Origin of the sequence: Idiomarina sp. UBA3162, assembly GCF_002364475.1 — a bacterium.
GTDB lineage: Bacteria > Pseudomonadota > Gammaproteobacteria > Enterobacterales > Alteromonadaceae > Idiomarina.
Genome location: NZ_DEYI01000080.1, coordinates 10,036 through 35,216 on the forward strand (window position 1 = coordinate 10,036; position 25,181 = coordinate 35,216).

Annotated in this window: 25 protein-coding genes; 16 read left to right on the forward strand and 9 right to left on the reverse strand. The window is 49.3% G+C overall.

The window, feature by feature from the left end:
• The first annotated feature begins 8 nt into the window (after positions 1–8).
• The 9 genes from murD to lpxC all read left to right on the forward strand — a co-directional run bounded on the left by murD (position 9) and on the right by lpxC (position 10,364).
• Positions 9–1,376, forward strand: a complete 1,368-nt coding sequence (gene murD, locus B2X00_RS10170; RefSeq protein ID WP_290487426.1) for a UDP-N-acetylmuramoyl-L-alanine--D-glutamate ligase — start codon at positions 9–11, stop codon at positions 1,374–1,376.
• Entirely contained in the window at positions 1,360–2,586 is a 1,227-nt protein-coding gene (gene ftsW / locus B2X00_RS10175; RefSeq protein ID WP_290487427.1) for a putative lipid II flippase FtsW, read from the forward strand. The genes murD and ftsW overlap by 17 nt, the downstream gene beginning before the upstream one ends.
• The gene (murG, locus tag B2X00_RS10180; protein ID WP_290487428.1) at positions 2,583–3,719 is read left to right on the forward strand and encodes an undecaprenyldiphospho-muramoylpentapeptide beta-N-acetylglucosaminyltransferase; all 1,137 of its coding nucleotides are present in this window, start codon (positions 2,583–2,585) and stop codon (positions 3,717–3,719) included. The genes ftsW and murG overlap by 4 nt, the downstream gene beginning before the upstream one ends.
• Positions 3,716–5,185, forward strand: a complete 1,470-nt coding sequence (gene murC, locus B2X00_RS10185) for a UDP-N-acetylmuramate--L-alanine ligase (protein ID WP_290487429.1) — start codon at positions 3,716–3,718, stop codon at positions 5,183–5,185. Before murG ends, murC begins: the two co-directional genes overlap by 4 nt.
• The gene (locus tag B2X00_RS10190; protein WP_290487430.1) at positions 5,182–6,108 is read left to right on the forward strand and encodes a D-alanine--D-alanine ligase; all 927 of its coding nucleotides are present in this window, start codon (positions 5,182–5,184) and stop codon (positions 6,106–6,108) included. The genes murC and B2X00_RS10190 overlap by 4 nt, the downstream gene beginning before the upstream one ends.
• Entirely contained in the window at positions 6,109–6,873 is a 765-nt protein-coding gene (locus B2X00_RS10195; RefSeq protein WP_290487431.1) for a cell division protein FtsQ/DivIB, read from the forward strand.
• Positions 6,874–6,879: 6 nt separating this feature from the next.
• Positions 6,880–8,112: a cell division protein FtsA gene (gene ftsA / locus B2X00_RS10200; RefSeq protein ID WP_290487432.1), complete on the forward strand. Its 1,233-nt coding sequence runs from the start codon at positions 6,880–6,882 to the stop codon at positions 8,110–8,112.
• A gap of 40 nt (positions 8,113–8,152) precedes the next feature.
• A complete protein-coding gene (ftsZ, locus tag B2X00_RS10205) occupies positions 8,153–9,346 on the forward strand; it encodes a cell division protein FtsZ (RefSeq protein WP_290487433.1) in 1,194 nt (397 codons plus the stop codon).
• 103 nt (positions 9,347–9,449) lie between these two features.
• Positions 9,450–10,364 carry a UDP-3-O-acyl-N-acetylglucosamine deacetylase gene (lpxC, locus tag B2X00_RS10210; RefSeq protein WP_290487434.1) on the forward strand — a complete coding sequence of 305 codons (915 nt, stop codon included), beginning with the start codon at positions 9,450–9,452 and terminating at the stop codon, positions 10,362–10,364.
• A gap of 60 nt (positions 10,365–10,424) precedes the next feature.
• Here the strand turns inward: lpxC and B2X00_RS10215 are convergent, their stop codons facing one another.
• Positions 10,425–10,883, reverse strand: coding sequence for a DciA family protein (locus B2X00_RS10215; RefSeq protein WP_290487435.1), 459 nt, complete (start codon positions 10,881–10,883; stop codon positions 10,425–10,427).
• 43 nt (positions 10,884–10,926) lie between these two features.
• Here B2X00_RS10215 and B2X00_RS10220 point away from each other — a divergent pair, with 43 nt between their 5' ends.
• From B2X00_RS10220 to mutT, 3 genes are all read left to right on the forward strand, one after another.
• Positions 10,927–11,853, forward strand: a complete 927-nt coding sequence (locus B2X00_RS10220; protein WP_290487436.1) for a M23 family metallopeptidase — start codon at positions 10,927–10,929, stop codon at positions 11,851–11,853.
• A gap of 82 nt (positions 11,854–11,935) precedes the next feature.
• Positions 11,936–14,653, forward strand: coding sequence for a preprotein translocase subunit SecA (secA, locus tag B2X00_RS10225; protein ID WP_290487437.1), 2,718 nt, complete (start codon positions 11,936–11,938; stop codon positions 14,651–14,653).
• A complete protein-coding gene (mutT, locus tag B2X00_RS10230) occupies positions 14,653–15,069 on the forward strand; it encodes an 8-oxo-dGTP diphosphatase MutT (RefSeq protein ID WP_290487438.1) in 417 nt (138 codons plus the stop codon). The genes secA and mutT overlap by 1 nt, the downstream gene beginning before the upstream one ends.
• Here the strand turns inward: mutT and yacG are convergent.
• The 8 genes from yacG to nadC all read right to left on the reverse strand — a co-directional run bounded on the left by yacG (position 15,066) and on the right by nadC (position 21,232).
• Positions 15,066–15,251: a DNA gyrase inhibitor YacG gene (gene yacG, locus B2X00_RS10235; RefSeq protein WP_290487439.1), complete on the reverse strand. Its 186-nt coding sequence runs from the start codon at positions 15,249–15,251 to the stop codon at positions 15,066–15,068. The genes mutT and yacG overlap by 4 nt on opposite strands.
• Before the next feature lie 13 nt (positions 15,252–15,264).
• The gene (gene zapD / locus B2X00_RS10240) at positions 15,265–16,026 is read right to left on the reverse strand and encodes a cell division protein ZapD (protein ID WP_290487440.1); all 762 of its coding nucleotides are present in this window, start codon (positions 16,024–16,026) and stop codon (positions 15,265–15,267) included.
• Between the two features lie 64 nt (positions 16,027–16,090).
• On the reverse strand, positions 16,091–16,696 hold the full coding sequence (coaE, locus tag B2X00_RS10245; protein WP_290487441.1) for a dephospho-CoA kinase: 606 nt from the start codon (positions 16,694–16,696) through the stop codon (positions 16,091–16,093).
• Positions 16,696–17,556 carry a prepilin peptidase gene (locus tag B2X00_RS10250; RefSeq protein WP_290487442.1) on the reverse strand — a complete coding sequence of 287 codons (861 nt, stop codon included), beginning with the start codon at positions 17,554–17,556 and terminating at the stop codon, positions 16,696–16,698. The genes coaE and B2X00_RS10250 overlap by 1 nt, the downstream gene beginning before the upstream one ends.
• 10 nt (positions 17,557–17,566) lie before the next feature.
• Positions 17,567–18,613 (reverse strand): type II secretion system F family protein, encoded by a 1,047-nt coding sequence (locus tag B2X00_RS10255; RefSeq protein WP_290487443.1) that lies wholly within the window; start codon positions 18,611–18,613, stop codon positions 17,567–17,569.
• A complete protein-coding gene (locus tag B2X00_RS10260; protein ID WP_290487444.1) occupies positions 18,591–19,853 on the reverse strand; it encodes a GspE/PulE family protein in 1,263 nt (420 codons plus the stop codon). The genes B2X00_RS10255 and B2X00_RS10260 overlap by 23 nt, the downstream gene beginning before the upstream one ends.
• Positions 19,850–20,299 carry a pilin gene (locus B2X00_RS10265; RefSeq protein ID WP_290487445.1) on the reverse strand — a complete coding sequence of 150 codons (450 nt, stop codon included), beginning with the start codon at positions 20,297–20,299 and terminating at the stop codon, positions 19,850–19,852. The genes B2X00_RS10260 and B2X00_RS10265 overlap by 4 nt, the downstream gene beginning before the upstream one ends.
• 57 nt (positions 20,300–20,356) lie before the next feature.
• Positions 20,357–21,232 carry a carboxylating nicotinate-nucleotide diphosphorylase gene (gene nadC, locus B2X00_RS10270; protein ID WP_290487446.1) on the reverse strand — a complete coding sequence of 292 codons (876 nt, stop codon included), beginning with the start codon at positions 21,230–21,232 and terminating at the stop codon, positions 20,357–20,359.
• 25 nt (positions 21,233–21,257) lie between these two features.
• On the opposite strand from nadC, the gene ampD reads away from it, so the two are divergent.
• From ampD to aceE, 4 genes are all read left to right on the forward strand, one after another.
• Positions 21,258–21,866 carry a 1,6-anhydro-N-acetylmuramyl-L-alanine amidase AmpD gene (gene ampD, locus B2X00_RS10275; RefSeq protein WP_290487447.1) on the forward strand — a complete coding sequence of 203 codons (609 nt, stop codon included), beginning with the start codon at positions 21,258–21,260 and terminating at the stop codon, positions 21,864–21,866.
• Positions 21,863–22,699, forward strand: coding sequence for a regulatory signaling modulator protein AmpE (gene ampE / locus B2X00_RS10280; RefSeq protein WP_290487448.1), 837 nt, complete (start codon positions 21,863–21,865; stop codon positions 22,697–22,699). Before ampD ends, ampE begins: the two co-directional genes overlap by 4 nt.
• 116 nt (positions 22,700–22,815) lie before the next feature.
• A complete protein-coding gene (gene pdhR, locus B2X00_RS10285; RefSeq protein ID WP_290487449.1) occupies positions 22,816–23,562 on the forward strand; it encodes a pyruvate dehydrogenase complex transcriptional repressor PdhR in 747 nt (248 codons plus the stop codon).
• Between the two features lie 27 nt (positions 23,563–23,589).
• Positions 23,590–25,181, forward strand: a 1,592-nt coding sequence (gene aceE / locus B2X00_RS10290; protein ID WP_290487450.1) for a pyruvate dehydrogenase (acetyl-transferring), homodimeric type, incomplete at its 3' end; no start/stop codon positions are given.

The following is a 25,181-nucleotide window of genomic DNA, read 5'->3' on the forward strand; positions in this document are numbered from 1 at the left end:
AACGGGTTATGGAACAGCGAATTCATTGGCAAAAACTAGACACTATTGTGGTACTCGGCCTTGGGCAGTCGGGTCGCTCCGTAGTGCGCTTTTTGGTTGGTGAAAAGAGTCCGTTACCTGCGCATTGTGAGATTCACACGTTTGATAGCCGCGAACAGCCGCCCGGCCTTGATGAGGTAAAGCAGTTGCTTGGCGAAGAACGAGTGACCGCGGGTGGATGGCAGCTTGAAGATTTACTTGCGGCCGATCTGATCGTCGTAAGCCCAGGCTTAGATACGCGCGACGCGAAGATTCAGATGGCGCGCGACGCTGGTGTTCCTATTGTTGGGGACGTTGAGATTTTTGCGCAACTTAATCAACGACCCGTTGTGGCAGTGACGGGATCAAACGGCAAGTCTACCGTGACCACGTTAGTAGAACAAATGGGTCAATATCACGGTCATCGCTGGGTCGCGGCGGGCAATATTGGCGTCGCGGTGTTGGATGCACTGCAACAGGATGCCGATGCCTATGTGTTAGAGCTTTCGAGCTTTCAACTGGAAACTACGCGTAGCCTCAAGCTTGCCGGAGCTGCGCTATTGAATGTCAGCGCTGACCATCTTGATCGTTATGATTCTGAACAAGCTTATTTTCAGGCGAAATTAAATATCTTTAATCATGCGGCAGTGAGCGTGTTAAATCGGCAGGATTCGCAGCATTGGCCCAGTAAAGTACCTCAATCATTAGTTACCGTTGGCACCGACGAAAGTGCTAATGGTTATGGGCTTACTAAGAACGCTGAGGATATTGCCATAACGCGGCACGGAAAACCGTTGGCGAGCGCTCATCAGTTTTCGTTAGCCGGAACTCACAACCTAGTTAATATCCAAGCCGCATTGGCGCTAGCCGAAACACTTGGGTTGACGCCAGAACAAGGTGTACAAGCGATTGAACAGTTCAGTGGTTTACCGCACCGATGTCAGGTTGTTTATGAGGCGAATGGCATACGTTGGGTCGATGACTCAAAAGCAACCAATATCGGCGCCACGGAAGCGGCAGTCAATGGCTTACGTCCGATGATTAAAGGACGCCTAATCCTGATTGCAGGTGGCGATGGTAAAGGCGCTCAATTTTCTCAGTTATTGCCGGTACTGAGTCGCGTCGATGTGTTACTGACCATTGGTCGCGATGGCAAAAAAATCGCTGAACTACGTAAAGGCGCGCGTTACTGTGAACAGCTATCTGAGGCGGTGAGAACAGCACAGCAAATCGCTGAGCCTGAAGATTGGGTGGTTTTATCCCCAGCGTGCGCTAGCCTTGATCAATTTAGTAATTTTGTAGAACGCGGCAAGGTGTTCCAACAGCACATAGCGAGGTTATATGAGCGCAGCGCGTGAACAGCAGTTGCAACTCAATATGACCGAGCGCGGAAAGCACTTGGGTGCTGCGTTGTGGGCGTGGCTGCGACCGGCAGCATCACAGTGTCTCTATGATCGCACGCTGTTCACGCTGGCCATCACGCTGCTGGTGTTCGGGTTTGTGATGGTCACATCGGCCTCTTTACCAACAGCAGATAAACTCACCGGGCAGCCGTTCTATTTTGCCATTCGTCACACCATCTATGTCTGCGCGGGACTGGTTGTTTTGCTCGTTAGCCTTGCAGTACCGACTCAACTTTGGCAAAAGCACAGCGGTAAGCTGTTGCTAATCGGTTTGGCGCTGCTGTTAGTTGTATTGGTGGTTGGTCACTCGGTGAACGGCGCACAGCGATGGATTAAAGTAGGGCCCATCACTATCCAAGTGGCGGAGTTAGCTAAATTATTCTTTTACATCTACATGGCGAGTTATCTTGATCGTCGTGAGGTCGAATTGCGTGAAGCGACCAAAGGGTTTATTAAACCAATGGCTTTGCTGTTTTTAGCGTCTGTTTTACTACTCATGCAACCTGATTTTGGTACTGTCGCTGTCCTCTCAGCTACAACAATTGCCATGCTGTTTTTGGCTGGCGCCAAATTGTGGCAGTTCTTCAGTGTCTTTATAACCTGTGTGTTGGCGCTGATTTTGCTTATCGTTATCGAGCCCTACCGGATGCAACGCCTGTTGACTTTTTTGGAACCCGAGAAAGATCCCTTTGGGGCCGGCTATCAATTAATGCAGTCACTTATCGCATTCGGTCAAGGTCACCTGTCTGGTGTTGGTTTGGGTAACAGTATTCAAAAATTGCAGTACTTACCTGAAGCGCATACTGACTTTATTATGTCGGTTGTTGCAGAGGAGCTCGGCTTCTTAGGTGTAATGGCGGTGATTGCGCTGGTATTGATGATGGTCGTGCGGGCGCTGATTATTGGTCGTCGCTGTTTAATGGTGCAAAAGCGTTACGGTGGCTACCTTGCTTACGGTATTGGCGTGTGGTTCAGTATTCAAGCGTTTGTGAATATCGGTGTGGCTTCCGGCGCGCTGCCGACCAAAGGCTTGACCTTACCGCTGGTGAGTTACGGCGGTACCAGCTTGTTAGTTTCGAGCTTAGCAGTCGGACTATTGCTTCGAATCGATCATGAACGACGTATGACTGGGCGGAAAGTAACGCCGCGCGGAGGTGCAGAATGAGTCGCATCCTAATCGCAGCGGCAGGTACCGGCGGGCATGTGTTTCCAGCATTGGCAGTCGCTCAACAATTGCGTGCAGAAGGCCACCGAGTTGAGTGGGTGGGTACGGAAGAGCAACGTATCGAGGCGAAAGTGGTGCCGCAAAATGACTTTCCTTTGCATCGTATTGCCATGACTGGGCTCCGTGGCCATGGCGTAAAACGATTGCTAACCATGCCGAAAACTTTGCTATCTGCATGGCGTCAAGCGCGTAAACTATTTCAGCAAGTCCAACCGGACCTAGTTCTAACGTTCGGTGGTTACGTGTGTGCACCTGTCGGCTGGGTAGCGCATCAACGCGGTATCCCTTTGATAACTCATGAACAGAACGCTGTTCCTGGTATGACAACCCTACTGTTGGCGCGATGGGCTCAATTCGTACTGCTCGGTTTACCTCTGGATAAGTCGCGGCCGAAGAGCCAGCGTCTCATGCGACAAAGCAACGTATACCGTGTGGGTAACCCATTGCGCCAAGACATTATCGCAGCCGCCAACCGTCCAGCGGAATCACCCCAAAACTCAATCAATCTGCTGATTTTAGGTGGCAGTTTGGGCGCGCGCATATTTAACCAAACACTGCCCGAAGCGCTGGCGCGGATAAATGGAACTGTGAACGTGACTCATCAAGTTGGGGCTGGCAACAAAGCTACTGTAGAGCAAAGCTATCAGGCGGTCACCTTAACAGACAAACAGGTTAAAGTAGTCGAGTTTATTGATGATATGGCGAGCACCTATGCCGCTGCTGACATTATTATTAGTCGCGCTGGCGCATTGTCGGTCTCAGAGATTTGTGGCATTGGTCGAGCCGCTCTGTTCGTTCCTCTACCACATGCTGTGGATGATCATCAAACTGCTAACGCGCGTGCGGTGGCTGAAGCAGGTGGCGCCGTAGTGATCGCGCAACGAGACTTCACCGCTGATGGTCTTGCAAAGTCCTTGCAAAGTCTATTGCAAGCGCCTTCGCAACTATGGAAAATGGCGAGCTTTTCACGCTCGGTTGGTGAATTGCAAGCAACAGACCATATTGTCCAGCTATGTCGCCAGATTCTGGCGGGCGAATCCCACCCGCAACCCGCAGTAGAGAGAACGTTATGAGCCAAACCACACAACAACCCTTTACCATTGTGAATGTCCCCGAAATGCGCCGTGTTAAGCGCATCCATTTTATTGGTATCGGTGGCGCAGGGATGGCGGGTATTGCCGAAGTTTTGTTAAACCAGGGCTATTATGTGGTCGGTTCAGATGTTGCAGATAATGCCAACACACGGCGACTACAAGCCATTGGTGCCGAACTTTTTATCGGTCATCAAGCGGGCAATGTTGATGGGGCTGATGTCGTGGTTGTCAGCAGTGCGATTAAAGCGGATAACGTTGAACTCGAAGCGGCGCAACAGCATCGAATTCCAATCGTAAGGCGTGCCGAAATGCTGGCTGAATTGATGCGTTTCAGACATGGTATCGCAGTGGCGGGTACGCACGGTAAAACAACCACTACCTCGTTGGTTGCGAGCATCTTCGCACAAGCAGAGCGCGATCCAACCTTTGTTATTGGTGGTCTGCTCAATTCAGCAGGTAGTAATGCGCGCCTTGGTTCAAGCAAATACCTGATTGCTGAAGCCGATGAAAGTGATGCGTCGTTTTTACACTTACAGCCCATGGTCGCGGTAGTGACAAATATCGAGGCAGACCACATGGATACTTACGGTGGTGACTTCAATCGCCTACTTGATACCTACGTGGACTTCCTCCATAACTTACCATTTTATGGTCTCGCGGTGATGTGTATTGATGACGAAGCGGTGCGCGACCTGATTCCGCGTGTCGGTCGTCAAGCCATAACATATGGCTTTAGCGAAGATGCCGACGTGCGTGCGGTGGAATACCATCAGCATATGGGACAAAGCCATTTTAAAGTTTTGCGAGCGGGACGCGAACCATTGAGTGTCTCACTTAATCTGCCCGGTCGCCATAACGTACTTAATGCGTTGGCTGCGGTTGCGGTGGCATCTGATGAAGGCATTGAAGATGACGCTATCCAGTGCGCATTAAACAGGTTTGAAGGTATCGGCCGACGTTTTGAATACCATGGTGAATGTCGCGTAGCCGATTGGCCTGCACACACCTCCGAGGGAGTGATGGTGGTCGACGACTACGGGCACCACCCATCGGAAGTCGATGCCACGATAAAAGCGGCGCGACAAGGTTGGCCCGATAAACGCTTGGTTATGGCGTTTCAGCCCCATCGGTACTCACGTACACGCGACCTCTACGAAGACTTTGTTAACGTGTTATCGCAAGTCGATACGCTCTTGTTGTTGGAAGTGTATGGTGCTGGAGAAGCGCCGATTGCAGGTGCCGACAGTCGTTCTTTGTGTCGCTCTATTCGCCAACGAGGACAAATCGACCCGATTTATGTTGCCGATGCGGATGCATTGGTGGATATCATTGGCGATGTATTGCAGCCCGGCGACTTACTACTGACTCAAGGTGCCGGCAACGTAGGTCAGTTAGCTAAACGACTGACCCAAGAAGTCTTTGATTGTAATAAGGAGGCAGTGTGAAGTCATCTGCCTTTGGAAAAGTGGCTGTCATGATGGGCGGTTCTTCAGCTGAACGTGAGGTCTCACTTAAGTCGGGCCAAGCGGTGTTGAATGCGTTATGTGCACAACAAATCAATGCATTCGCGTTTGATCCTGCTGAACGACCACTGACCGATTTGCTTGATCTCGGCGTCGATCGCGCCTTTGTTGTATTACATGGTCGTGGCGGTGAGGATGGTGCAATGCAAGGCGCATTGCAGACCCTAGGTGTGCCTTATACCGGTAGTTCGGTGTTGGGCTGTGCGTTATCGATGGATAAAGTGCGCACCAAACAGATTTGGCAGAGTATGCAATTACCTGTTGCGCCCTCGATTGTCATTCGCGTGGGTCATGCGCAGTGGGATGCAGCGCATATACTGAAGCAACTTGGCGGCAAAGTGATTGTAAAGCCTGCTTTAGAAGGTTCGTCTATTGGCATGAGCGTGGCAGCCGAAGCCAACGAATTAGATACGGCGATTCGCGACGCTTTGCAGTACAACAGTGATGTGTTGGTGGAGCGCTGGATTAACGGTAATGAATACACTGTGGCGTTATTAAATGGTGAAGCGTTGCCTGTCATTCGCTTGCAGACGCCGCACCAGTTTTATGACTTCTCGGCGAAGTATCAAGCCAACGATACACAGTATCATTGTCCTGCTGGGTTATCGGATGACGATGAACAAGGTTTACGCCAACTGGCACTTGCTGCGTTTGCTGCAGTGGATGGCAAGGGTTGGGGGCGTATCGATGCGATGCGGGATGAACAGGGTCAATGGTTTTTGTTAGAGGCGAACGCTGTACCGGGAATGACTGAGAAGAGTTTAGTCCCGATGGCAGCTAAGCAACGTGGACTGTCATTTGAACAACTGGTTTGGAATATTCTGGCACAGACGCTGGAGCAGTAAATGAGCCGAAAGTCCAAGTTACCGCCCATATCGCAGTGGAACTTTTGGTTAGGGGTGGTGATTTGCATCATCACCATGGGCGGCTTTGTATTCGGCACGTGGTATTTAATGGACGTCTTGGAAGACGAACAACAAGTACCGTTAGCACGATTTAATGTGCAAGGTGAGCTGCTGCAAACTGATGTCGCGGCTATCCGGCAAGCGATTCTGGCGGAGCCGTTAGGCAGTTTTTTTACCGCCGATGTCGATAAAATTAGGTCACGTATTGAAGCGTTGCCATGGGTTAAGCAAGCCTCATTGCGTAAAGTATGGCCCGATAGGCTCTCGGTCCATGTCACCGAACAAAAGCCATTGGCGCACTGGAACGGTGATCGATTGTTGAACGTTGAGGGCGAAGTGTTTAACGCTGAACTTAATGAAAGCAAGCTAAAACAGCCGCTACCTCAACTATTTGGTCCTGAGCGAGAAGTAGAACAGACGTTGACAGCGTATCGGGATTTGCAGGGGTTATTAGCGTTAAACGATCTCGGTATTTCGGCGCTACGGCTTACTGATAGGTTCTCGGTGAGCTTGGTATTGAAGTCGGGAATTGAATTAAAACTAGGACGTGAAGCGACCGCTGAGCGGGTGAAACGATTTATCGATTTATTGCCGAAAATTAAATCGCACCCCAATAACGAAAAGCAGCGCATCGAAGTCGTTGATTTGCGGTATGATACGGGGGTTGCCGTGAGTTGGCAGCCAAAAGAAGCCAAAGAGAGTTAAACGAGTATGTCGAAGACCACAGAACGACAAATGGTCGTTGGATTAGATATCGGAACCAGCAAGGTGACCGCCTTGGTGGGTGAGCTGTTACCGGATGATGATATTAGCGTCATCGGCGTAGGCGTAACAACAGCACGCGGTATGGATAAAGGCGGCGTTAACGATCTTAATTTGGTGGTGCAATCAATTCAGCGTGCAGTCGACGAGGCTGAGTTAATGGCTGACTGCCGCATTGCTTCTGTGTATTTGAATATTTCGGGCCGCCATATCTCATGCCAAAACGAGAGCGGTATGGTGCCAATTAATGAAGCCGAGGTGACTCAAGATGACGTCGACAATGTCATTCATGCTGCGCAGTCGGTGCCTATCGCAAAAGAACGTCGCATTTTGCATGTGCTTCCACAGGAGTACGTGATTGACTCACAAGAGAGTATTCGTAGCCCGATTGGTATGTCTGGGGTTCGTATGGAATCAAAAGTCCATATCATCACCTGCGCCAATGATATGGCGAAAAATATTACTAAAGCGGTTGAGCGGTGTGGTCTGCAAGTCGACAAATTGATTTTTTCAGCATTGGCATCGAGTATCTCGGTACTCACCGATGATGAAAAAGATTTAGGTGTTGCGTTAGTCGATATGGGCGGCGGCACCATTGATATTTGTATATACGCGGGGGGTGTACTGCGTCATACGGCGGTGATCCCAGCAGCGGGTAACCAAGTGACCAGTGATATTGCTAAGATATTCCGTACGCCAACCAACCATGCGGAGCAGATCAAAACCGAGCATGCTTGCGCATTGCGAGGTTTGGTCAGTATGGAAGACACCATTGAAGTGCCTTCAGTGGGCGGTCGTCCTGCCCGTATGATGTCGCGCCATACATTGGCTGAAGTCGTTGAGCCACGTTATCAAGAACTGTTTGAATTAGTGCGAGACGAGATCGTACAAAGTGGGTTAGATGAACAAATCGCTGCCGGTGTCGTGTTGACCGGCGGTAGCGCAAAAATGCAAGGCTGTCTTGAGTTCGCCGAAGAGATATTTCAAATGCCAGTGCGCATTGGCAAACCCTTGCATGTGAAAGGTTTAAAGGATTACGTAGAAGATCCGGTTTATGCGACCGCGGTTGGGCTGTTAAAGTACGGTCAGGAAAACTCGACGGCATCGCAACAAGAAAGCAATAAAACTGACGTGATCGGTATGTGGCAAAAGCTGCAGAACTGGTTTAAAGGTGAGTTTTAATCGCTGGGGTAGCAAGTAAAAGCAGGTAGGGAGAAGAAAAATGTTTGAACTGATGGATAATTACGAAAGTGAAGCCGTCATCAAAGTAATTGGTGTCGGTGGCGGCGGCGGAAACGCCGTCCAACACATGGTTAAAGAGTCAATCGAAGGTGTCCAGTTCATCGCTGCAAACACCGATGCGCAAGCACTCCGTAACCACAGTGCCGATGTGACGATCCAGCTTGGCTCTGATATTACCAAGGGTCTTGGCGCTGGCGCGAATCCAGAAGTCGGTCGTCAATCGGCAGAAGAAGATCGTGACAATATCCGCGCTCAACTTGAAGGCGCTGATATGGTCTTTATTGCTGCTGGCATGGGAGGCGGTACAGGTACGGGTGCTGCACCTGTGGTCGCCGAAGTAGCAAAAGAGCTCGGTATCTTAACCGTTGCTGTCGTCACCAAGCCGTTCCCGTTCGAGGGTAAAAAACGCATGGCGGTAGCTGAAGAAGGTATCAACGCGTTGGCACAGAGTGTCGACTCACTGATTACCATCCCTAACGAAAAGCTGTTAAAAGTGATGGGACGCGGTACCACCTTGCTTGATGCGTTCAGCGCGGCGAACAATGTACTGCTCGGTGCTGTGCAAGGTATTGCTGAACTGATTACTCGTCCAGGCCTAATTAACGTCGACTTTGCCGACGTACGTGCAGTCATGAAAGAAATGGGCACCGCAATGATGGGTACTGGCGTGGCGAGTGGCGAAGACCGTGCTCAAGAAGCGGCTGAGATGGCTATCAACAGTCCGTTACTGGAAGACATCGATCTTTCAGGCGCACGAGGTGTTCTTGTCAACGTGACTGCGGGCATGGATATGAGTATCGATGAGTTCGAAACGGTTGGTAATACCGTCAAGGCGTTTGCTTCTGATAATGCAACCGTCATTGTGGGAACCGTTATCGATACTGAGATGTCTGATGAATTACGTGTCACTGTCGTGGCAACCGGTATTGGCGCTGAACGCAAGCCTGATATCTCGTTAGTTAACAACGCGGGTCAAGCTCCTAAGCGTGAGCAAGCACCGCAGTATCGCCGTGACTTGGATCGCAGCTCAGCAGCACCTCAGTATGATGAAGAGTCAGAGCCAGCCGCTGAGCAAAAAGCGGAGCCAGTGCGCAAGCCTGCACCGAAGCAAAATGCTGACAAGGAATTGGATTATTTAGATATTCCTGCATTTTTGCGCAAACAAGTGGATTGATGCGTAAAAATTAAGCAAAATTTGCGTCAGCCATGACATTTGTCGTATAATGTCGGGCCGCATTTTCGCGGAGCAGATTTGATTGGATAGGTGAATTCGATTAATGATTAGACAACGTACACTTAAAAAAGCGATCTCAACCACAGGTGTGGGCTTACACCGCGGCAACAAGGTTAATTTAACTTTGCGCCCGGCGCCGGCCAACACAGGGTTGGTGTTTCGCCGCGTCGATTTGGACCCGGTGGTGGATATTCCTGCACGCGCCGATTGGGTGCGGGACACGCAGCTGTGTACGTGTTTGATTAACGAAGACGATGTTCGGGTATCAACGGTCGAGCACTTACTTGCGGCACTTGCGGGCGTGGGTATCGACAACTTGATTATCGAGGTCGATTCGCACGAGATCCCTATTATGGACGGAAGTTCTCACCCCTTTGTTTACCTGCTACAAAGTGCGGGCATCGAGGAACAGTCCAGTGCGAAAAAATTTATTCGAATTAAGCAACCTATCCGCGTCGAAGACGATGGTAAGTGGGCGGAACTGCTACCCCATGACGGATTCCGCATTGACTTTGCTATCGACTTCGACCATCCGGCGATCTCTGATACCGGACAAACGGTGAGCATGGATTTCAGTAGTTCGGCGTTCATCAAAGAAGTCAGTCGCGCGCGTACCTTTGGCTTCATGAAAGACATCGAATATCTGCGCGCAAATAATTTGGCGTTAGGTGGCAGCTTTGATAATGCTGTTGTGCTGGATGAATTTCGAGTATTAAATACTGACGGTTTGCGGTATGACGATGAATTCGTGAAGCACAAAATGCTCGACGCGATTGGCGACTTGTATATGGGCGGACACAGTATCCTGGGTCATTTACGTGCATACAAGTCAGGCCATGCACTTAATAACCAGTTGTTACAAGCATTGTTGGAACAACAATCGGCTTGGGAATTTGTCACATTTGAAGACAAAGCCGCAGAAGCGCCTATTAAATATTGGTCACCTTCGTTGGCTTAATGTGATGACATAAACGATGAATTAAATGAAAGGTGCTTAGTGAAAACTATGCACCTTTTTTTATTCGTCGGGGGTTAACTTATTACTGTTAGCAATCTGATCGGCAAGCTTTAGTAGCTGTGTTTTAAGAGGTTCGCTACTTTGCTCGGCAAGATTTAACAGACGTTGCCGGCGACTAACCGCAGATCCCTGTGACGTGTTAGATGATACTTTTTGCGCGGGATCGATGTCGATTGTAACTTGGTTGAGTTTGATACCCGCATGGCCAAATGCATTGATCAATGGTGTTGTCAGTGATCGTAATTGACTCGCCGCTGAAGCAGAGCGTGTGCGAACAATGAGTTGACCATCTCGCACATTTAGCAATTCGCACTGAGCAGCGAGGTTGGCAGGTAGGCTGCGTGCAAAGAGTAGTTGCCAATCGCGTAGTTGAGCGGCAAACTGTGCGTACTGGCTCAACGTGTTATGATCACGCTGATTATCCAGCCATTGTTTAGTGGTCTTAGGTTTAGAGTTCATGTGCGCTAGGTCGTTGCTGTAAACCCATAATAAGAGAGTAATAATGAGTTTATCAGTCTTTTATAAAGGCTCCAAAATTCGTTTTAGTTTTCGTTTGACGCGGCGCCGACTATTTTCCTATTTAGGATTAGTCGCGTTACTGAGTGCTGCTTATTTCAAGCCTTGGAGTTATCAAGGTGTTGATCCTGCAGTAGCGCAAACCAAAATTAGCGAAGAGCAAAAAAACTTGGCTTTACAGTCAAAGGCAGTCGCCGAGCTGTATAACGAAACCGAGAAACGTCTAGGGGCGATGACCGTCTATTTAGGCGAATTACGTGCCCATATGCGCCGACTCGATGCATTAGGCGAGCGCTTAGCGGATAAAGCCAATCTCAGTAACGGAGAGTTTAGCTTTAATTCGGAAATACCACTAGGCGGCCCCGAAACTGAGGCCGTTGCATTACCTAAGTCGACAAGCACAGAAGTACTGTCTGATATTGAGCAGATGCTGTCAAAAATTGCTGACAAGCAAAAACAACTGTCGCTACTTGAATCTGTCATGATGAATCACAATGTTAATAATGAAAGCTTCATCGCTGGCAGTCCAATCACCAGTGGTTGGCTATCATCTCAGTATGGTGTGCGCAAAGATCCGTTCTCCGGCAAACCCGCAATGCATAAAGGGCTGGATTTTGCGAGCTACGATGAGGAAGTAAAAGTCGTAGCGACAGGTGCAGGAGTCGTGACTTGGGCCGGGGAGCGTTGGGGTTACGGTAACCTTGTCGAAATTGACCACGGTGGTGGTTTAAAAACCCGTTATGGCCATAATGAAAAAATCAATGTGCAAGTGGGCGATGTCGTCACTCGAGGGCAGATTATTGCTGAAATGGGTAATACAGGTCGCTCCACTGGGCCTCACGTTCATTACGAAGTATTGCGTAATGGCAAACAGATAGACCCGAACCGTTTCGTTTATCGTTCAGCGGAATAACGGTTCAGCTCGGATCATTAGATGCGGTGACTGTGGGTCACCGAATTTTTTAATTTTGAATAAAACAGGATAACTCGTTCTCATGCTAGGCAGTTTGTTCAGAAAAGTATTTGGGAGTCGTAACGACCGTATTTTAAAAACGCTTCAAAAGCGCGTGAACCGAATCAATCAACTCGAACCTGAGTTTGAGGCGTTATCAGACGAACAACTAAAAGAAAAAACGACAGAGTTTAGAAAGCGTCTTAACCAAGGTGAGAAGCTCGATAGCCTTTTAGAGGAAGCGTTTGCAACGGTACGCGAAGCCAGTAAGCGTGTGTTTAAAATGCGCCACTTCGACGTACAAATGGTCGGTGGTATGGTGCTTGATGAGAACCGTATCGCAGAGATGAAGACGGGTGAAGGTAAAACCCTAACTGCGACGTTGCCAGCCTATCTTAATGCGTTGACAGGTAAAGGCGTACATATCATCACCGTCAACGACTACCTCGCTAAGCGTGACGCGGAATTTAACCGCCCATTATTTGAATTCCTCGGTATGTCAGTTGCATTTAATATTCCGGGGATGCAGCCACAAGATAAAAAAGCAGCTTATCAAGCCGATATTACCTACGGTACTAATAATGAGTTCGGCTTTGACTACCTGCGTGACAATATGGCGTTTTCGCCAGAAGAACGTGTGCAGCGTGAATTGCATTATGCTTTGGTGGATGAGGTTGATTCGATCCTTATTGACGAGGCGCGTACACCGCTGATTATTTCAGGGCCTGCGGAAGACAGCTCTGAGATGTACAAGAAAATGAATGAGTTGGTGCCATTATTGGTGCGTCAAGAAAAAGAAGACACCGAAGAAGAGCACGGTGATGGCGATTTCACAATTGATGAAAAAGCCAAACAGTTGCATCTGACCGAAAACGGTCAAGAGCATATTGAGTCGCTGCTGAAAGAACGCGGTATGTTGGCAGAAGACGACTCACTGTATTCAGCGGCTAACATCACCTTGTTGCATCACATTAATGCTGCTTTGCGGGCGCACCACTTATTCAGCCGCGATGTTGACTACATCGTCAAAGATGGAAAAATTATCATCGTTGATGAACACACTGGCCGTACGATGGAAGGTCGTCGTTGGTCTGAAGGTTTACACCAAGCGATGGAAGCCAAAGAAGGCGTTGAGATCCAAAATGAAAACCAAACGTTGGCATCGATCACCTTCCAGAACTATTTCCGGTTGTATGACAAGCTTGCCGGTATGACCGGTACGGCAGATACCGAAGCCTTCGAATTTCAATCTATTTATGGTCTTGAAACGGTGGTTATCCCAACTAACCGTCCAATGGTGCGTGATGATCGCGCTGATTTGATATACCTGACCACCCGTGAAAAATACGAAGCCATCGCTGAGGATATTGAAGAGTGTCGTAAACAAGGCCGTCCTGTATTGGTCGGTACCGTATCGATCGAAAACTCAGAACTGCTTTCAAGTTTGCTGAAGAAGAAGAAAATTCCTCACGCAGTACTGAACGCGAAGTTCCACCAACAGGAAGCTGACATCGTCGCGCAGGCAGGTCGTCCGGGTGCAGTCACCATCGCAACGAACATGGCGGGGCGTGGCACCGATATCGTATTAGGTGGCAACTGGAAATCAGATGTTGAGAAGCTAGACGAGCCAGACAACGACAAGATCGAGAAAATCAAACAAGAGTGGCAAGTCCTGCACGATAAGGTTATCGAGTCAGGTGGTTTACATATTATTGGTACCGAGCGTCATGAATCACGCCGTATTGATAACCAGCTACGTGGTCGTTCAGGTCGTCAAGGTGACCCGGGCTCATCGCGCTTTTACTTGTCCTTAGAAGATCCATTAATGCGCATTTTTGCCTCTGAACGTATGGCAACGATGATGAAACGTTTGGGCATGAAAGAGGGTGAAGCGATTGAGCACCCTTGGGTCACTCGAGCGATTGAGAACGCCCAGCGTAAAGTCGAAGGTCGCAACTTTGATGTACGTAAACAACTGCTCGAGTACGATGACGTTGCTAATGATCAACGTCGCGTTGTCTATGAACAGCGTAATGAGCTGCTGGACGAAGGTGATATTTCCGAGACAATCAATGTGATTCGCGAAGATGTCATTAATGCGGTCATCAGTGAATATGTGCCGCCTCAATCACTCGCTGAATTATGGGATTTACCAAACCTTGAAGAGCGCCTGCGCGCAGACTTTGATATTGAATTAGAGTTGCAAAAGGCATTGGATGAAGATGAGCACTTCCACGAAGAAGTCCTCCGTGAGCGTGTATTGCAGGCGTTAGTCGATGCCTATAAAGAAAAAGAAGAGCTTGTAGGTCCTGAGGTGCTGCGTCGCTTTGAAAAATCAGTAATGCTACAAAGCCTTGATCAGCATTGGAAAGAGCACTTGGCAGCGATGGATCATCTGCGTCAGGGTATCCACCTACGTGGTTATGCGCAGAAGAATCCAAAACAAGAATATAAACGTGAGGCGTTTGAGCTGTTCAGTGAGATGCTAGAAAACTTGAAACTTGACGTAGTGACTCTACTGAGTCGAGTTCGCGTTCGCGCGCCTGAAGATGTTGATGCTGTTGACCAACAGCGCAAGGCGGCCGATAGTGCACCACGTGAGTTTAAACATGAGCAAGCCAGTGCCACAGCTGCTGCAGAATCCAATGGACAGTCTGATGACCCGCAGCAGCCAGCACAACGCGGCGCTAAGGTTGGACGAAATGAACCGTGTCCATGTGGTTCGGGCAAGAAATATAAACACTGCCACGGTAAACTGTAATGATAGCTGATAGTACGACGCCCACGGTGCATGTTGCTGTGGGCGTAATCAAAAATGAGCAAGGTGAAATTTTTATCGCTAAACGTCTGAGTCACCAGCACCAAGGCGGCAAATGGGAATTCCCAGGTGGCAAGGTCGAACAGGGTGAATCAGTGACTGAAGCCCTTATTCGCGAGTTAAAAGAGGAGTGCAATATCGCTGTGACGGACTGCGCACCACTGACAGTGGTGGAGCATCAATATAGCGATAAGCGCGTCTTACTCGATGTGTGGTGGGTGTTGTCCTACACCGGCACAGCTCGACAAATGGAAGGTCAAGAATTTGTTTGGGCTGATATTGCGCAGCTAGACGCCTATCAGTTTCCGGATGCTAATCAGCCCATTGTTGATTGTCTTATGGATGCACAGTCTAACTAGAAGTCGTCATTAGCAGACTGCTCAGGAATCTGAGCCGGCTCACCTGGAATTGCTTTCTCTTCATTCGCCCACTCGCCAAGATCTATCAGTTTGCAGCGCTCGCTGCAAAATGGGCGGTAGGTGGCTTTAGTTGACCATTCGACTTTACTTCCACAGGTTGGGCAGTCGACTTGTGTTGGCATGTGGTGCTCTCCTTTACTGCTCATAACAACGAGCCAGTTGAAATTCTAAATCGTGAGAATAAGCGTTACTCTGACCCTGAGTCAGGCTCATTAAACGTATCGTAAACCGTTGGCGATGGCCTGAAACAACCGGATAAACCGAGTCCGAAGTAGGTATTCTCATCCGCAATATAGCCAAAGGGTCAGTACTTTCTTGCCAAAAGCCTTTTTTGGTTTGCACGGTTTCGAACGGAGCCCGTTCTCTTAATAGACTGAGTAATTGCGACAGCGCTTGCTGGTAACTAGACACTTGCGCAAGCCATTGTTGTTGATGTGCTAGTTGGCTTGCGGACGACTGACTCAACCAAGTCTGAAGCTGCGGCAAGTCGAACAAGGCTTGGCAACCGGGCTGCGAAAAGCGTTGCTTCATACCTGCAAGAAAGGGCTCATCTTTTAATGTGCGAATCGAAATCGCGCCTTCAGTCAATTGCTCTTGCGCCTGTGCCAAGCGTTCCAATAACAGGGCGACCATGTCTTTATCAACCTGAGGATGACGGGCCCACTGTTGCACAAACTGTTTTTGTGCATCGAGATCACGGTTTAGTTCCGTTTTGAGATCGAAGCGCTCAAATAATTCCAGTAAACCAAACAGTGCATTAAAAAACGGCAATGCTTGTTGGTCGGTACCATCAAGTGGCGTTTGGATTTGCTGAAACCCTTGCTCGAGTCGCAAATAAGTGCGAAACCGTTCTTGCAACGGGTATTCGAAAATCACGTAAGGCACTGGTTCCGACATGGGTCTCTCGTCTTATTAATCCGATTGCCCATGATAATGATTTAAACGCTAGGTGCAAACAGATTCACTTTTGTGCCGCTAATTCTAGATAGTGTGCGTGTAACGTGTCCAACTGTTGATAGAGGGCACGTAGGTCGCCTTGATTACTGACAATATCGTCCGCCTTGCTGAGCCGAGTATCACGGTCAATTTGGGACGCAATGATAGCGGCGACTTGCTCCTCAGAGGCTTGGTCGCGTTTCTGCGTACGCACCAATTGAGTCTGTTCATCGACATCAATGACCAGTACACGGTCACAAAGCGCATCTAAACCATTTTCAAGCAATAATGGCGCAACTAACACCACGTAAGCAGACTGCGCCTGCTCCAGTTGGATAACAATCTGTTGACGAATCAACGGGTGCAACAACTGGTTAATCCACGCTTTCTCCTCTGGATTCTCGAATACACGCTGACGCAATTGAGCACGAATGAGCGCGCCCGACTCATCAATCACCTCTGCGCCAAAGTGTGCCTTAATTTTTTCTAAACCTTCAGTGCCAGGAGCGACGACATCGCGTGCGATAATATCTGCATCGACAATGGCAATGCCTTGTTCTGCGATATAGTCAGAAGCCGCGCTTTTACCACTACCAATACCGCCTGTAAGTCCTAAAATGAAACGACTCATTACATCACCCCAAGCCATTGCCAATACGATTGTAGCAGCGTCTCACCCCACAAGTAGCTGATAACACCGCCTATCGCTAAAAACGGACCAAACGGAATAGGTATGGATTGTTTATGTTTAATCGCAACAGCGAGACCGATGACAATGCCAGCGACTGCGCTGAAGATGACGGTGACAGGGAGCAGCGTAACGCCTGTAAAGGCACTTAAACCGGCTAATAATTTAAAGTCGCCGTAACCCATGCCTTCTTTGCCAGTGAGTAGTTTAAACAACCAATAAAGGCTCCAAAGGCTTAAGTAACCCGCTACAGCGCCGATGATTGCCTGACTCGGTGTGATAGCGCTAGAAGGGCTGAGTGACCAAAGCAAAGCAAGCCATAACAGCGGATAAGTGAGGTTATCAGGCAGCAATTGATGTTGGTAATCAATCAGTGTCATAGCAATCAGTAAGCTTACAGCGCTACCGAATACCCAAAAGCTGAGTGTAAGGCCAAACTGCCAAGCGAGCGCTATAAAAATGGCTGTTGTGGCTATCTCCACGAGCCAGTAATAAATAGGAATGGGTGCCTTGCAGTGACGACATTGAGCGCGCAATATCAGATAGCTCAAGATAGGAATATTGTCGTACCAAGCTACCGTGCGTTGGCATTTAGGACAGTGCGATCCGGGTACCGCAATATTAAATTGGGTTTTTTCGCGTATCGGCTCACCGGCGAGCTCCGCACATTCATACTTCCATTGTAACTGCAGTTGTTTGGGCAGGCGCACAATCACAACATTGAGAAAGCTGCCGACAGAGGCACCGAGCAGCCCTGCGATTAAAAGTGCTTGCCAAGAGGCGGCGACAAGTAATGCATCCATTTTTTACGTCCTAAGCCAATTGTTGTGTCAGCGAGAAAATTGGAAGATACATCGCTAACAACATGAATCCTATGATGCCCGTTAAAATAACCATCAGTAAAGGATTTAACCAAATTCCTAATTGTTCACAGTAACTCTCGACACGCTGTCGAAAATCTTCACTTAACCGTGCCACTGTCTCATCGATACGGCCTACATGCTCCGCCGTTTGTAAATACGCCTGAATGGTTGGATCGATTAACCCTACATGGGCAAAAGCGTGTGACCAGCTGTTGCCGTCGTTCAATGCCTGAGCTATCAGCGTGAGTTTGTGTTGCATGGGAAGCCATGTTGAATGTTCGGCGACCATGCGCGTTGCACTGACAGCCGACATACCACTGCGCAACCCGAGCGCGAGATACTCAAAAGTCGACTGATACATTCTAAGTCGCTGCAGTGTACCCCAAATAGGTAAACGCTGCATCAGCGCCTGACAACGTCGCCTCTGTAGCCGATAGAACAACATGACCAAGACCACGATGATGCACAGGATCATGACTAAGTTATGCCCATGACGAGTGACCCACGTCACGCAATCAACCAAGTACTGTGTTAATGACGGTAGTGATTGGTCAGCAAAGAGTTGTTGGATGGTAGGTAGCACCCAAATGAGAAAGATAGCAACAATGAGTATGCCCATACACAGCAATGCGAGCGGATAACGAGTCGCGTCTTTGATCAGCGATTGAATCTGCCGCTGTCGTTGCCAACTGAGCACTAAACTGCGCATGACACGGGTGAGTTGACCGGTTTGCTCGGCGACAGCGATGCCGGCTTGCGCGGCTGATAGCGCTCGGTTTGTTTCTGCGCTCAGCGCGCGAGAAAGACTGACCCCAGCCTTTACTTGCTCATGCAACTGCTGAAAATGTGCTCTAAGCGCAGGCTGTTTAATTTGCTGAGCCACAACATCGAGGGCTAACGCAAGTGGTAAGCCGCCCGATAGCAATTGCTCAAGTCGAGCTAATGCGATATACCACTGAGCGGGGGAGTAACTTCTATGAACTCGAAACGGATTCATGTTCATTGTCTTGATAAGTACGATGAATACGTGATTGCAAACTGGGTAGCTGATATTGCGCCAAGATGTCATCCAAAAGCTCATGTGCTAAATCGGACGTGTAGCCGCGCAGCCGCTCTGGCCAAGGCAGCAGTTCGAATACGATACGCACGCCGCCTAATGGTCGAGCCAATAAGCGCTGGTTGATTACTAACTTAAGTGCGGCAGTGACATCGGCTTGCTGAGCACCGAGTTGCACTAATCGTCGAATCACATCAATCGCTGTCTCGGCATGAATCGAAGCAATAACTAAGTGACCAGTAAGCGCTGCCTGTACCGCAATTTTGGCGGTTTCTGCATCGCGGATTTCACCGATCATAATGACATCAGGATCCTGACGTAAAAATGCCCGCAGCACTCTAGCAAAGGTTAAATCAAGCTGAGGTCGAACGGGGGTCTGTAACACACCATCAAGCTCTACTTCCACCGGGTCCTCAACACTACACACGCGTAACCCCAACTCGCTCAGCTGTTTAATAATGCTGTAGATGGTGGTGCTTTTACCGCTACCTGTGGGCCCTGAAACTAATATCAACCCTATTCCCGAGGCAAGCTGCTTAGCGAGGTAATAAAATTGCCGTGGTGTCAGACCTAACTGATGTATAGCGGGCAGTTGATCCGCACCATGTAAACAACGCACAACGATACTCTCACCGCGACTCCCTGGACATGCATTAAGGCGAAAGCGAGCCACTCGATCCGCGACCGTCAGGTCGATGCGACCATCCTGTGGCTGTTTGGTTTCTGTTACATCGACCTCTGCCAACACTTTCAGTTGCGCTATCAACGTATCTAAGTCCGGCTGCGACAAGCGCTGCTGTTCGATAAGTCGACCCTGAATACGCACTCGAATACGACCGCCCTTGCGAACCGACTCGATGTGAATATCGGATGCGTTGAGTTGATAGGCGTTAGCGAGTAGGGCTTGCGCGTGCGGTGCTTCCGACAATGTCATTGGGCGTTTAGCTGCATACACAAAGTGAACGGGCTTGGCATCTAACGCTTGCAGCTGGAATAGGATGGCGTCGCGTTGTGACCAAGCGGGTTCAGTGATGATTAGGATACGACCTTGCTCAGCATCAAGTAGCTCTACTACCGAATCTCGCGGCAGGCCTAACTGTTGAGTTAAGTGTGCGCTAGTGGCTGATGGCGACGGCAGTTGCGCGTGCCAATATTGTTGGAGATGGTGTACGTTCTTCATTGTGCCACTTCTCCCACACAACGCGTCGCGAGAGGTTGGCCCGAGGAAAAATCAGCGCAGCCTAAACGCCAGTTAAAGACCAAGCCCGTGGTATCGGGAGACAGACTGAGACGTAAAGGACTTTGATCAACTAAGACGTCTGCTAATGTCAGTTGAATCACCCCTGTCGAACTGACCTCAAGGGATTGCAAGGCGTTTGGCAAAGGGTCGGGGATAGCGGGCACACCCCGTTGGCCGGGTTGTGAACAGCGACGCATATCGCCCTCGGTTTGCCAACACAGCGCCATGGCAAGCTGCAAACTTTGGGTATGGTTTAGCGCTTCAGTGACACGTGCTTGCTGGACATACCTTTGATAGGCGGGCACTGCGAGCGATGAGAGAATAGCAATGATGGCGACAACAACCATCAATTCTATAAGGCTAAATGCGGACGAGTACGTTTTCATAGTGGCTTTTGCGTAAAGCCAAAACTATGGTCTCGTCCGCGCGGTTTGGCAAACAGATTAGTTTGTGCGAGGTTGCCCAATACGCATCGATAAGTCGATCGCTGTAACGTGTTTAGTTAAGGCACCGCTCGAGATAAAATCGACGCCTGTCGCACCGAGTGCTTGCAGTGCTTCATCGGTAATGTTACCAGACACTTCTAATTTGAGCGGTGAACCCGCCGCTTTGTTTTGTGCGACAGCCGTTTCGATATCGCCAATAGTAAAGTTATCTAGCATGACAATATCGGCGCCAGCATTAAGCGCTTGTTCAAACTCAGCCAACGATTCAACTTCGACTTCGACGGGCTTGCCTGGGTTTAATTCACGCGCTGTCTCAACGGCCGCAACAATACCACCACACGCAGCGATATGGTTTTCCTTAATCAGATAGGCATCAAATAAGCCAATGCGATGGTTAGTACCACCGCCACAGCGAACCGCGTATTTTTGTGCCATACGAAGACCCGGAATCGTTTTGCGAGTATCGAGTAAACGCGTACTGAACCCTTCCAATTTACTCACATAAAAAGCGGTTTGTGTCGCTGTCGCTGATAGTGTTTGCAAAAAGTTAAGAGCACAACGTTCGCCGGTGAGTAAGCTGCGGCTGTTGCCTGATAAGCGGCACAAGGTTGTATTAGCTTGCACCTTGTCGCCGTCAGTGACACACCACTCAATAGCCACATCGGCATCCACCTGACGAAACACCTCATCGACCCAAGCAGTGCCGCAAACCACCATATCTTCACGGGTGATGATAGTCGCTTCGCTGACATGGTGAGCCGGAATCAACTGTGCCGTAATATCCAGTGTGGGATCCGCCGCTGACAAATCTTCCTCTAAACTTTGAGTGACTTGCGATGCAATAGCATGGCGTTCGGCTTCGGTGAGCTGCATGGGATACTTTACCTTTTGACTGACAATGACGATACTAGGGCACAAACTTTACCGTTTTGCTGAGCCTGTGAAAAGACACATCATAAAAAATCACTGGATTCGAGACGTAAAACATTGTGCTTCACCGCACTACGATGAGCGGCCCGATGAACAGGACATTTCGCTATTAGTTATCCATTGTATCAGCTTACCCGAGGGCTGCTATGGAACGCCCTTTATCGAAAAACTGTTTACCCAGGGAGTGAGCCAACATGATGGCGATTATTTCGCACCATTGACGGGCTTACGTGTATCGAGTCATTTGCTAATTAGACGCGACGGTACCATCGAGCAATACGTGCCTTTTGATAAGCGCGCTTGGCATGCCGGTGCGTCCAGTTATAACGGGCGTGAACGGTGTAACGACTTTAGCATCGGCATTGAGCTTGAAGGCACCGATCATTCACCCTATAGCGAACGGCAGTATCAGAGCTTGGTTGATGTTAGCCAGACAATATTAGACTATTACCCTAAACTGACAGTAGACAGAATCACAGGCCATGAAGATATTGCGCCCGGCCGAAAGACGGATCCCGGGCGCTGTTTTGACTGGTCGCTTTATTTGAACGCATTGTCGCGCAAGGACTCTCTATGACACTCATTGCTTTGCTCATTGCTCTTTGTATCGAACGACTTTATCCATTACCTGCAGTATGGTCGATCGATTTTTACATGCAGCGCTGGATGAATTGGAGCCAAGCTAAAGTCAATTATTTCCGGGAGCCGTCCGCTTGGACGTTGCTGCTTCAAATTTTATTACCCGCTGCCTTAGCTTGGCTTCTATTTCACTGGCTGGATAGTGGTTTAGTTCAGTTCATTGGCGGCATCATTGTATTGCTACTGGTGATGAATGCGGGGCCCGAACGACTCGCGTACAAACAGCTACTGAAAACAGCGATGCGAGCAGATAGCGCAGGTTATCAAGAGGCCGCTGAGCAACTGCGTCATTATGCGCATTTACCGGAGGGCACCCCGGTCGAGCGCGCCGTGGTATGGCTTAACTTTGTACACTTTTTGGCACCGATATTCTTCTTTGTCACCTTCGGTGTTGCGGGTGTTTTAGCTTACGGCTGTTTGCGAAGTGTCTATCGCGGTAGAGCCCAACAGAGCTTCGGCGACGTTGAACGGGATCAGGTCGAGCGAGTACTGTGGGCGCTAAACTTCATTCCGGCTCGTTTTGCGGCGCTGGGGGCCGCCTTAGTGGGTCACTTCAGCTATGCACTGCCCGCCGTCATGGCGATGGCTACCAACACCCAAGACGACAACCCCGAGCTATTACATCATGTGGTCGAGAAAGCAGAAGGACGGTCACATCACCCGGACGATCGATCCGATGCCGTCACTCATCAGCTTAATCTGATGAAACGACAACACCTGTTTTGGTTTGTCGTCATCGCAGTATTAACCCTTACAGGGACCATCGTTTAGCTTTAATGCCAGTAAACAAAGGTCTGACCAGCTAAATTAATTTGGGGTTTACCGCTGAATGATTTAGAATATCAGGCAACTTTGGTCAGACCAATTTACCGAGGGTGGACAGCACATTGCCTTTTGAACGTGTAAAAGTGGCGAAAATCTCCGATCAAATCGTTTCACAAATCGAGGCGATGATCGTTGATGGCCGTTTTGAAGCCGGTCAAAAGTTGCCCGCCGAGCGAGAGCTTGCGCAACAGTTCAGCGTTTCGCGGCAATCGCTGCGGGAAGCGATTCAAAAGCTCGAAGCGAAAGGACTGCTAGAACGTCGCCACGGGGGGGGCACCTTTGTCACCGACAGCGTGAATGAATCGGTAACAACGCCGCTGTTTGAATTGCTGGCAAAGCACCCTGAGTCACAATTTGACCTACTTGAATTTCGTCACGCGTTAGAGGGCATTTCGTCGTTTTATGCCGCTTTACGAGGTACAAAAGCCGATCTAGATCGTATTGAATTCAGTATCAATAGCATAATGGATTCACAAACGCGGGCTATCGACGAGCAAGTGCAGTCGCTCGTTAATTTCTATTTACGCATTGCCGAAGCATCACATAACGTGGTGCTTTTGCATGTGGTGCAGGGCATGCGCGAGCTCCTTGCAGAAAACATAAAGCAAAACTTAGAGGTGTTGGCTAACAATCCCTCGGTAGTGGAGCAGTTAAACCAACACCGTTTGCAAATTGCCAAAGCAATTATCGACGGTCAACCGGAGCAGGCACGAGATGCGTGTCATCAACATTTGTCCTATATTGAACAGGCATTGATGGAGATGACGAAAGAACAATCTCGCATTCGGCGCTCGCTTCGTCGTTCCTGATTGAAACATTGAATGAAAGGAATAGCTATGAGTGAAGAAAACAAACAAGATGTTGACCAGCAAGAAACGCAGGAGTGGCTCGACGCCCTCGAAGGCGTTTTAGATGCCGAAGGTCCCGACCGTGCGCATTTCTTGTTGGAGCAACTGATTGACAAAGCGCGTCGTAACGGTGCGTATTTGCCTTATCGCCCAACCACTTCCTACTTAAACACTATTCCGGCAAGTCAGGAACCGACCATGCCGGGCAACCAAACCATGGAAGCACGTATTCGTTCAGCGATTCGCTGGAACGCCGCGATGATGGTATTGCGTGCCTCGCAAAAAGGTGAAGAACTGGGTGGACATATTGCCAGCTTTGCGTCTTCAGCGATGCTGTATGATGTTGGCTTTAACCACTTCTTCCGCGCGCCAAGTGACGGTGACGGGGGGGATTTCCTATTTATTCAAGGTCACGCATCGCCAGGTATTTACGGCCGTGCATTTATCGAGGGTCGCCTAACCCAAGAACAACTGGATAACTTCCGCCAAGAAGTCGACGGTAAAGGCTTGCCTTCGTATCCGCACCCGAACTTAATGCCTGACTTCTGGCAGTTCCCGACGGTATCAATGGGCTTGGGTCCAATTCAGGCGATCTACCTCGCCCGCTTCTTGAAGTATTTGACTGACCGCGGCATTAAAGACTGTTCAAATCAACGCGTATACTGCTTCATGGGCGACGGCGAGACCGATGAGCCAGAAAGCTTGGGTGCGATTAGTCTGGCATCACGCGAAGGCTTAGATAACTTGACCTTTGTTATCAACTGTAACTTGCAACGCTTGGATGGTCCGGTGCGTGGTAACGGTAAAATTATCCAAGAGCTGGAAGGTACTTTCCGCGGTGCTGGTTGGGAAGTTATCAAGGTGATCTGGGGTCGCTATTGGGATCCATTACTGTACCGCGATACCGAAGGTAAGTTACGTGAGTTGATGGAAGAAACCGTGGATGGTGACTACCAGAACTTTAAAGCAAAAGGTGGCGCATATACGCGTGAACATTTCTTCGGCAAATATCCAGAAACCGAGGAAATGGTTGCTAACTTATCAGACGAAGACATCTGGCGCTTGAACCGCGGTGGCCACGATCCGGTTAAAGTTTACTCGGCTTACCACAAAGCAGTGAACACCAAAGGGCGTCCACAGGTTATCTTGGCGAAAACCGTTAAAGGTTACGGCATGGGTGCAGCAGGCGAAGGTAAAAACATCGCCCACCAAGTTAAGAAAATGGATATGGATGCCATCAAGCATCTACGTGACCGTTTTAACATCCCGTTCAAAGATGAAGAGCTACAAGATCTGCCTTACTATAAGTTCGAGGAAGACAGTGAAGAGCTGAAGTACATGAACGAGCGTCGCGAGGCATTGGGCGGTTACATGCCGACTCGCCGTGCCGAGAGTGATGTTGAGCTTGAACTACCTTCGTTGAAAGCGTTTGACGCGGTGCTGAAAGGTTCCGGCGATCGCGAAATTTCATCAACGATGGCGTTCGTCCGCGTACTGACTGCGTTACTGAAAGACAAGAAAATCGGTAAGCGTGTCGTACCTATTATTCCTGACGAAGCACGTACCTTTGGTATGGAAGG

Excerpts from the sequence above, each read along its gene's own strand:
- murD (WP_290487426.1), top strand. The coding sequence starts at position 9 with ATGGAACAGCGAATTCATTGGCAAAAACTAGACACTATTGTGGTACTC.
- ftsW (WP_290487427.1), top strand. The coding sequence starts at position 1,360 with ATGAGCGCAGCGCGTGAACAGCAGTTGCAACTCAATATGACCGAGCGC.
- murG (WP_290487428.1), top strand. The coding sequence starts at position 2,583 with ATGAGTCGCATCCTAATCGCAGCGGCAGGTACCGGCGGGCATGTGTTT.
- murC (WP_290487429.1), top strand. The coding sequence starts at position 3,716 with ATGAGCCAAACCACACAACAACCCTTTACCATTGTGAATGTCCCCGAA.
- B2X00_RS10195 (WP_290487431.1), top strand. The coding sequence starts at position 6,109 with ATGAGCCGAAAGTCCAAGTTACCGCCCATATCGCAGTGGAACTTTTGG.
- ftsA (WP_290487432.1), top strand. The coding sequence starts at position 6,880 with ATGTCGAAGACCACAGAACGACAAATGGTCGTTGGATTAGATATCGGA.
- ftsZ (WP_290487433.1), top strand. The coding sequence starts at position 8,153 with ATGTTTGAACTGATGGATAATTACGAAAGTGAAGCCGTCATCAAAGTA.
- lpxC (WP_290487434.1), top strand. The coding sequence starts at position 9,450 with ATGATTAGACAACGTACACTTAAAAAAGCGATCTCAACCACAGGTGTG.
- B2X00_RS10215 (WP_290487435.1), bottom strand. The coding sequence starts at position 10,883 with ATGAACTCTAAACCTAAGACCACTAAACAATGGCTGGATAATCAGCGT.
- B2X00_RS10220 (WP_290487436.1), top strand. The coding sequence starts at position 10,927 with ATGAGTTTATCAGTCTTTTATAAAGGCTCCAAAATTCGTTTTAGTTTT.
- secA (WP_290487437.1), top strand. The coding sequence starts at position 11,936 with ATGCTAGGCAGTTTGTTCAGAAAAGTATTTGGGAGTCGTAACGACCGT.
- mutT (WP_290487438.1), top strand. The coding sequence starts at position 14,653 with ATGATAGCTGATAGTACGACGCCCACGGTGCATGTTGCTGTGGGCGTA.
- yacG (WP_290487439.1), bottom strand. The coding sequence starts at position 15,251 with ATGCCAACACAAGTCGACTGCCCAACCTGTGGAAGTAAAGTCGAATGG.
- zapD (WP_290487440.1), bottom strand. The coding sequence starts at position 16,026 with ATGTCGGAACCAGTGCCTTACGTGATTTTCGAATACCCGTTGCAAGAA.
- coaE (WP_290487441.1), bottom strand. The coding sequence starts at position 16,696 with ATGAGTCGTTTCATTTTAGGACTTACAGGCGGTATTGGTAGTGGTAAA.
- B2X00_RS10250 (WP_290487442.1), bottom strand. The coding sequence starts at position 17,556 with ATGGATGCATTACTTGTCGCCGCCTCTTGGCAAGCACTTTTAATCGCA.
- B2X00_RS10255 (WP_290487443.1), bottom strand. The coding sequence starts at position 18,613 with ATGAATCCGTTTCGAGTTCATAGAAGTTACTCCCCCGCTCAGTGGTAT.
- B2X00_RS10260 (WP_290487444.1), bottom strand. The coding sequence starts at position 19,853 with ATGAAGAACGTACACCATCTCCAACAATATTGGCACGCGCAACTGCCG.
- B2X00_RS10265 (WP_290487445.1), bottom strand. The coding sequence starts at position 20,299 with ATGAAAACGTACTCGTCCGCATTTAGCCTTATAGAATTGATGGTTGTT.
- nadC (WP_290487446.1), bottom strand. The coding sequence starts at position 21,232 with ATGCAGCTCACCGAAGCCGAACGCCATGCTATTGCATCGCAAGTCACT.
- ampD (WP_290487447.1), top strand. The coding sequence starts at position 21,258 with ATGACGATACTAGGGCACAAACTTTACCGTTTTGCTGAGCCTGTGAAA.
- ampE (WP_290487448.1), top strand. The coding sequence starts at position 21,863 with ATGACACTCATTGCTTTGCTCATTGCTCTTTGTATCGAACGACTTTAT.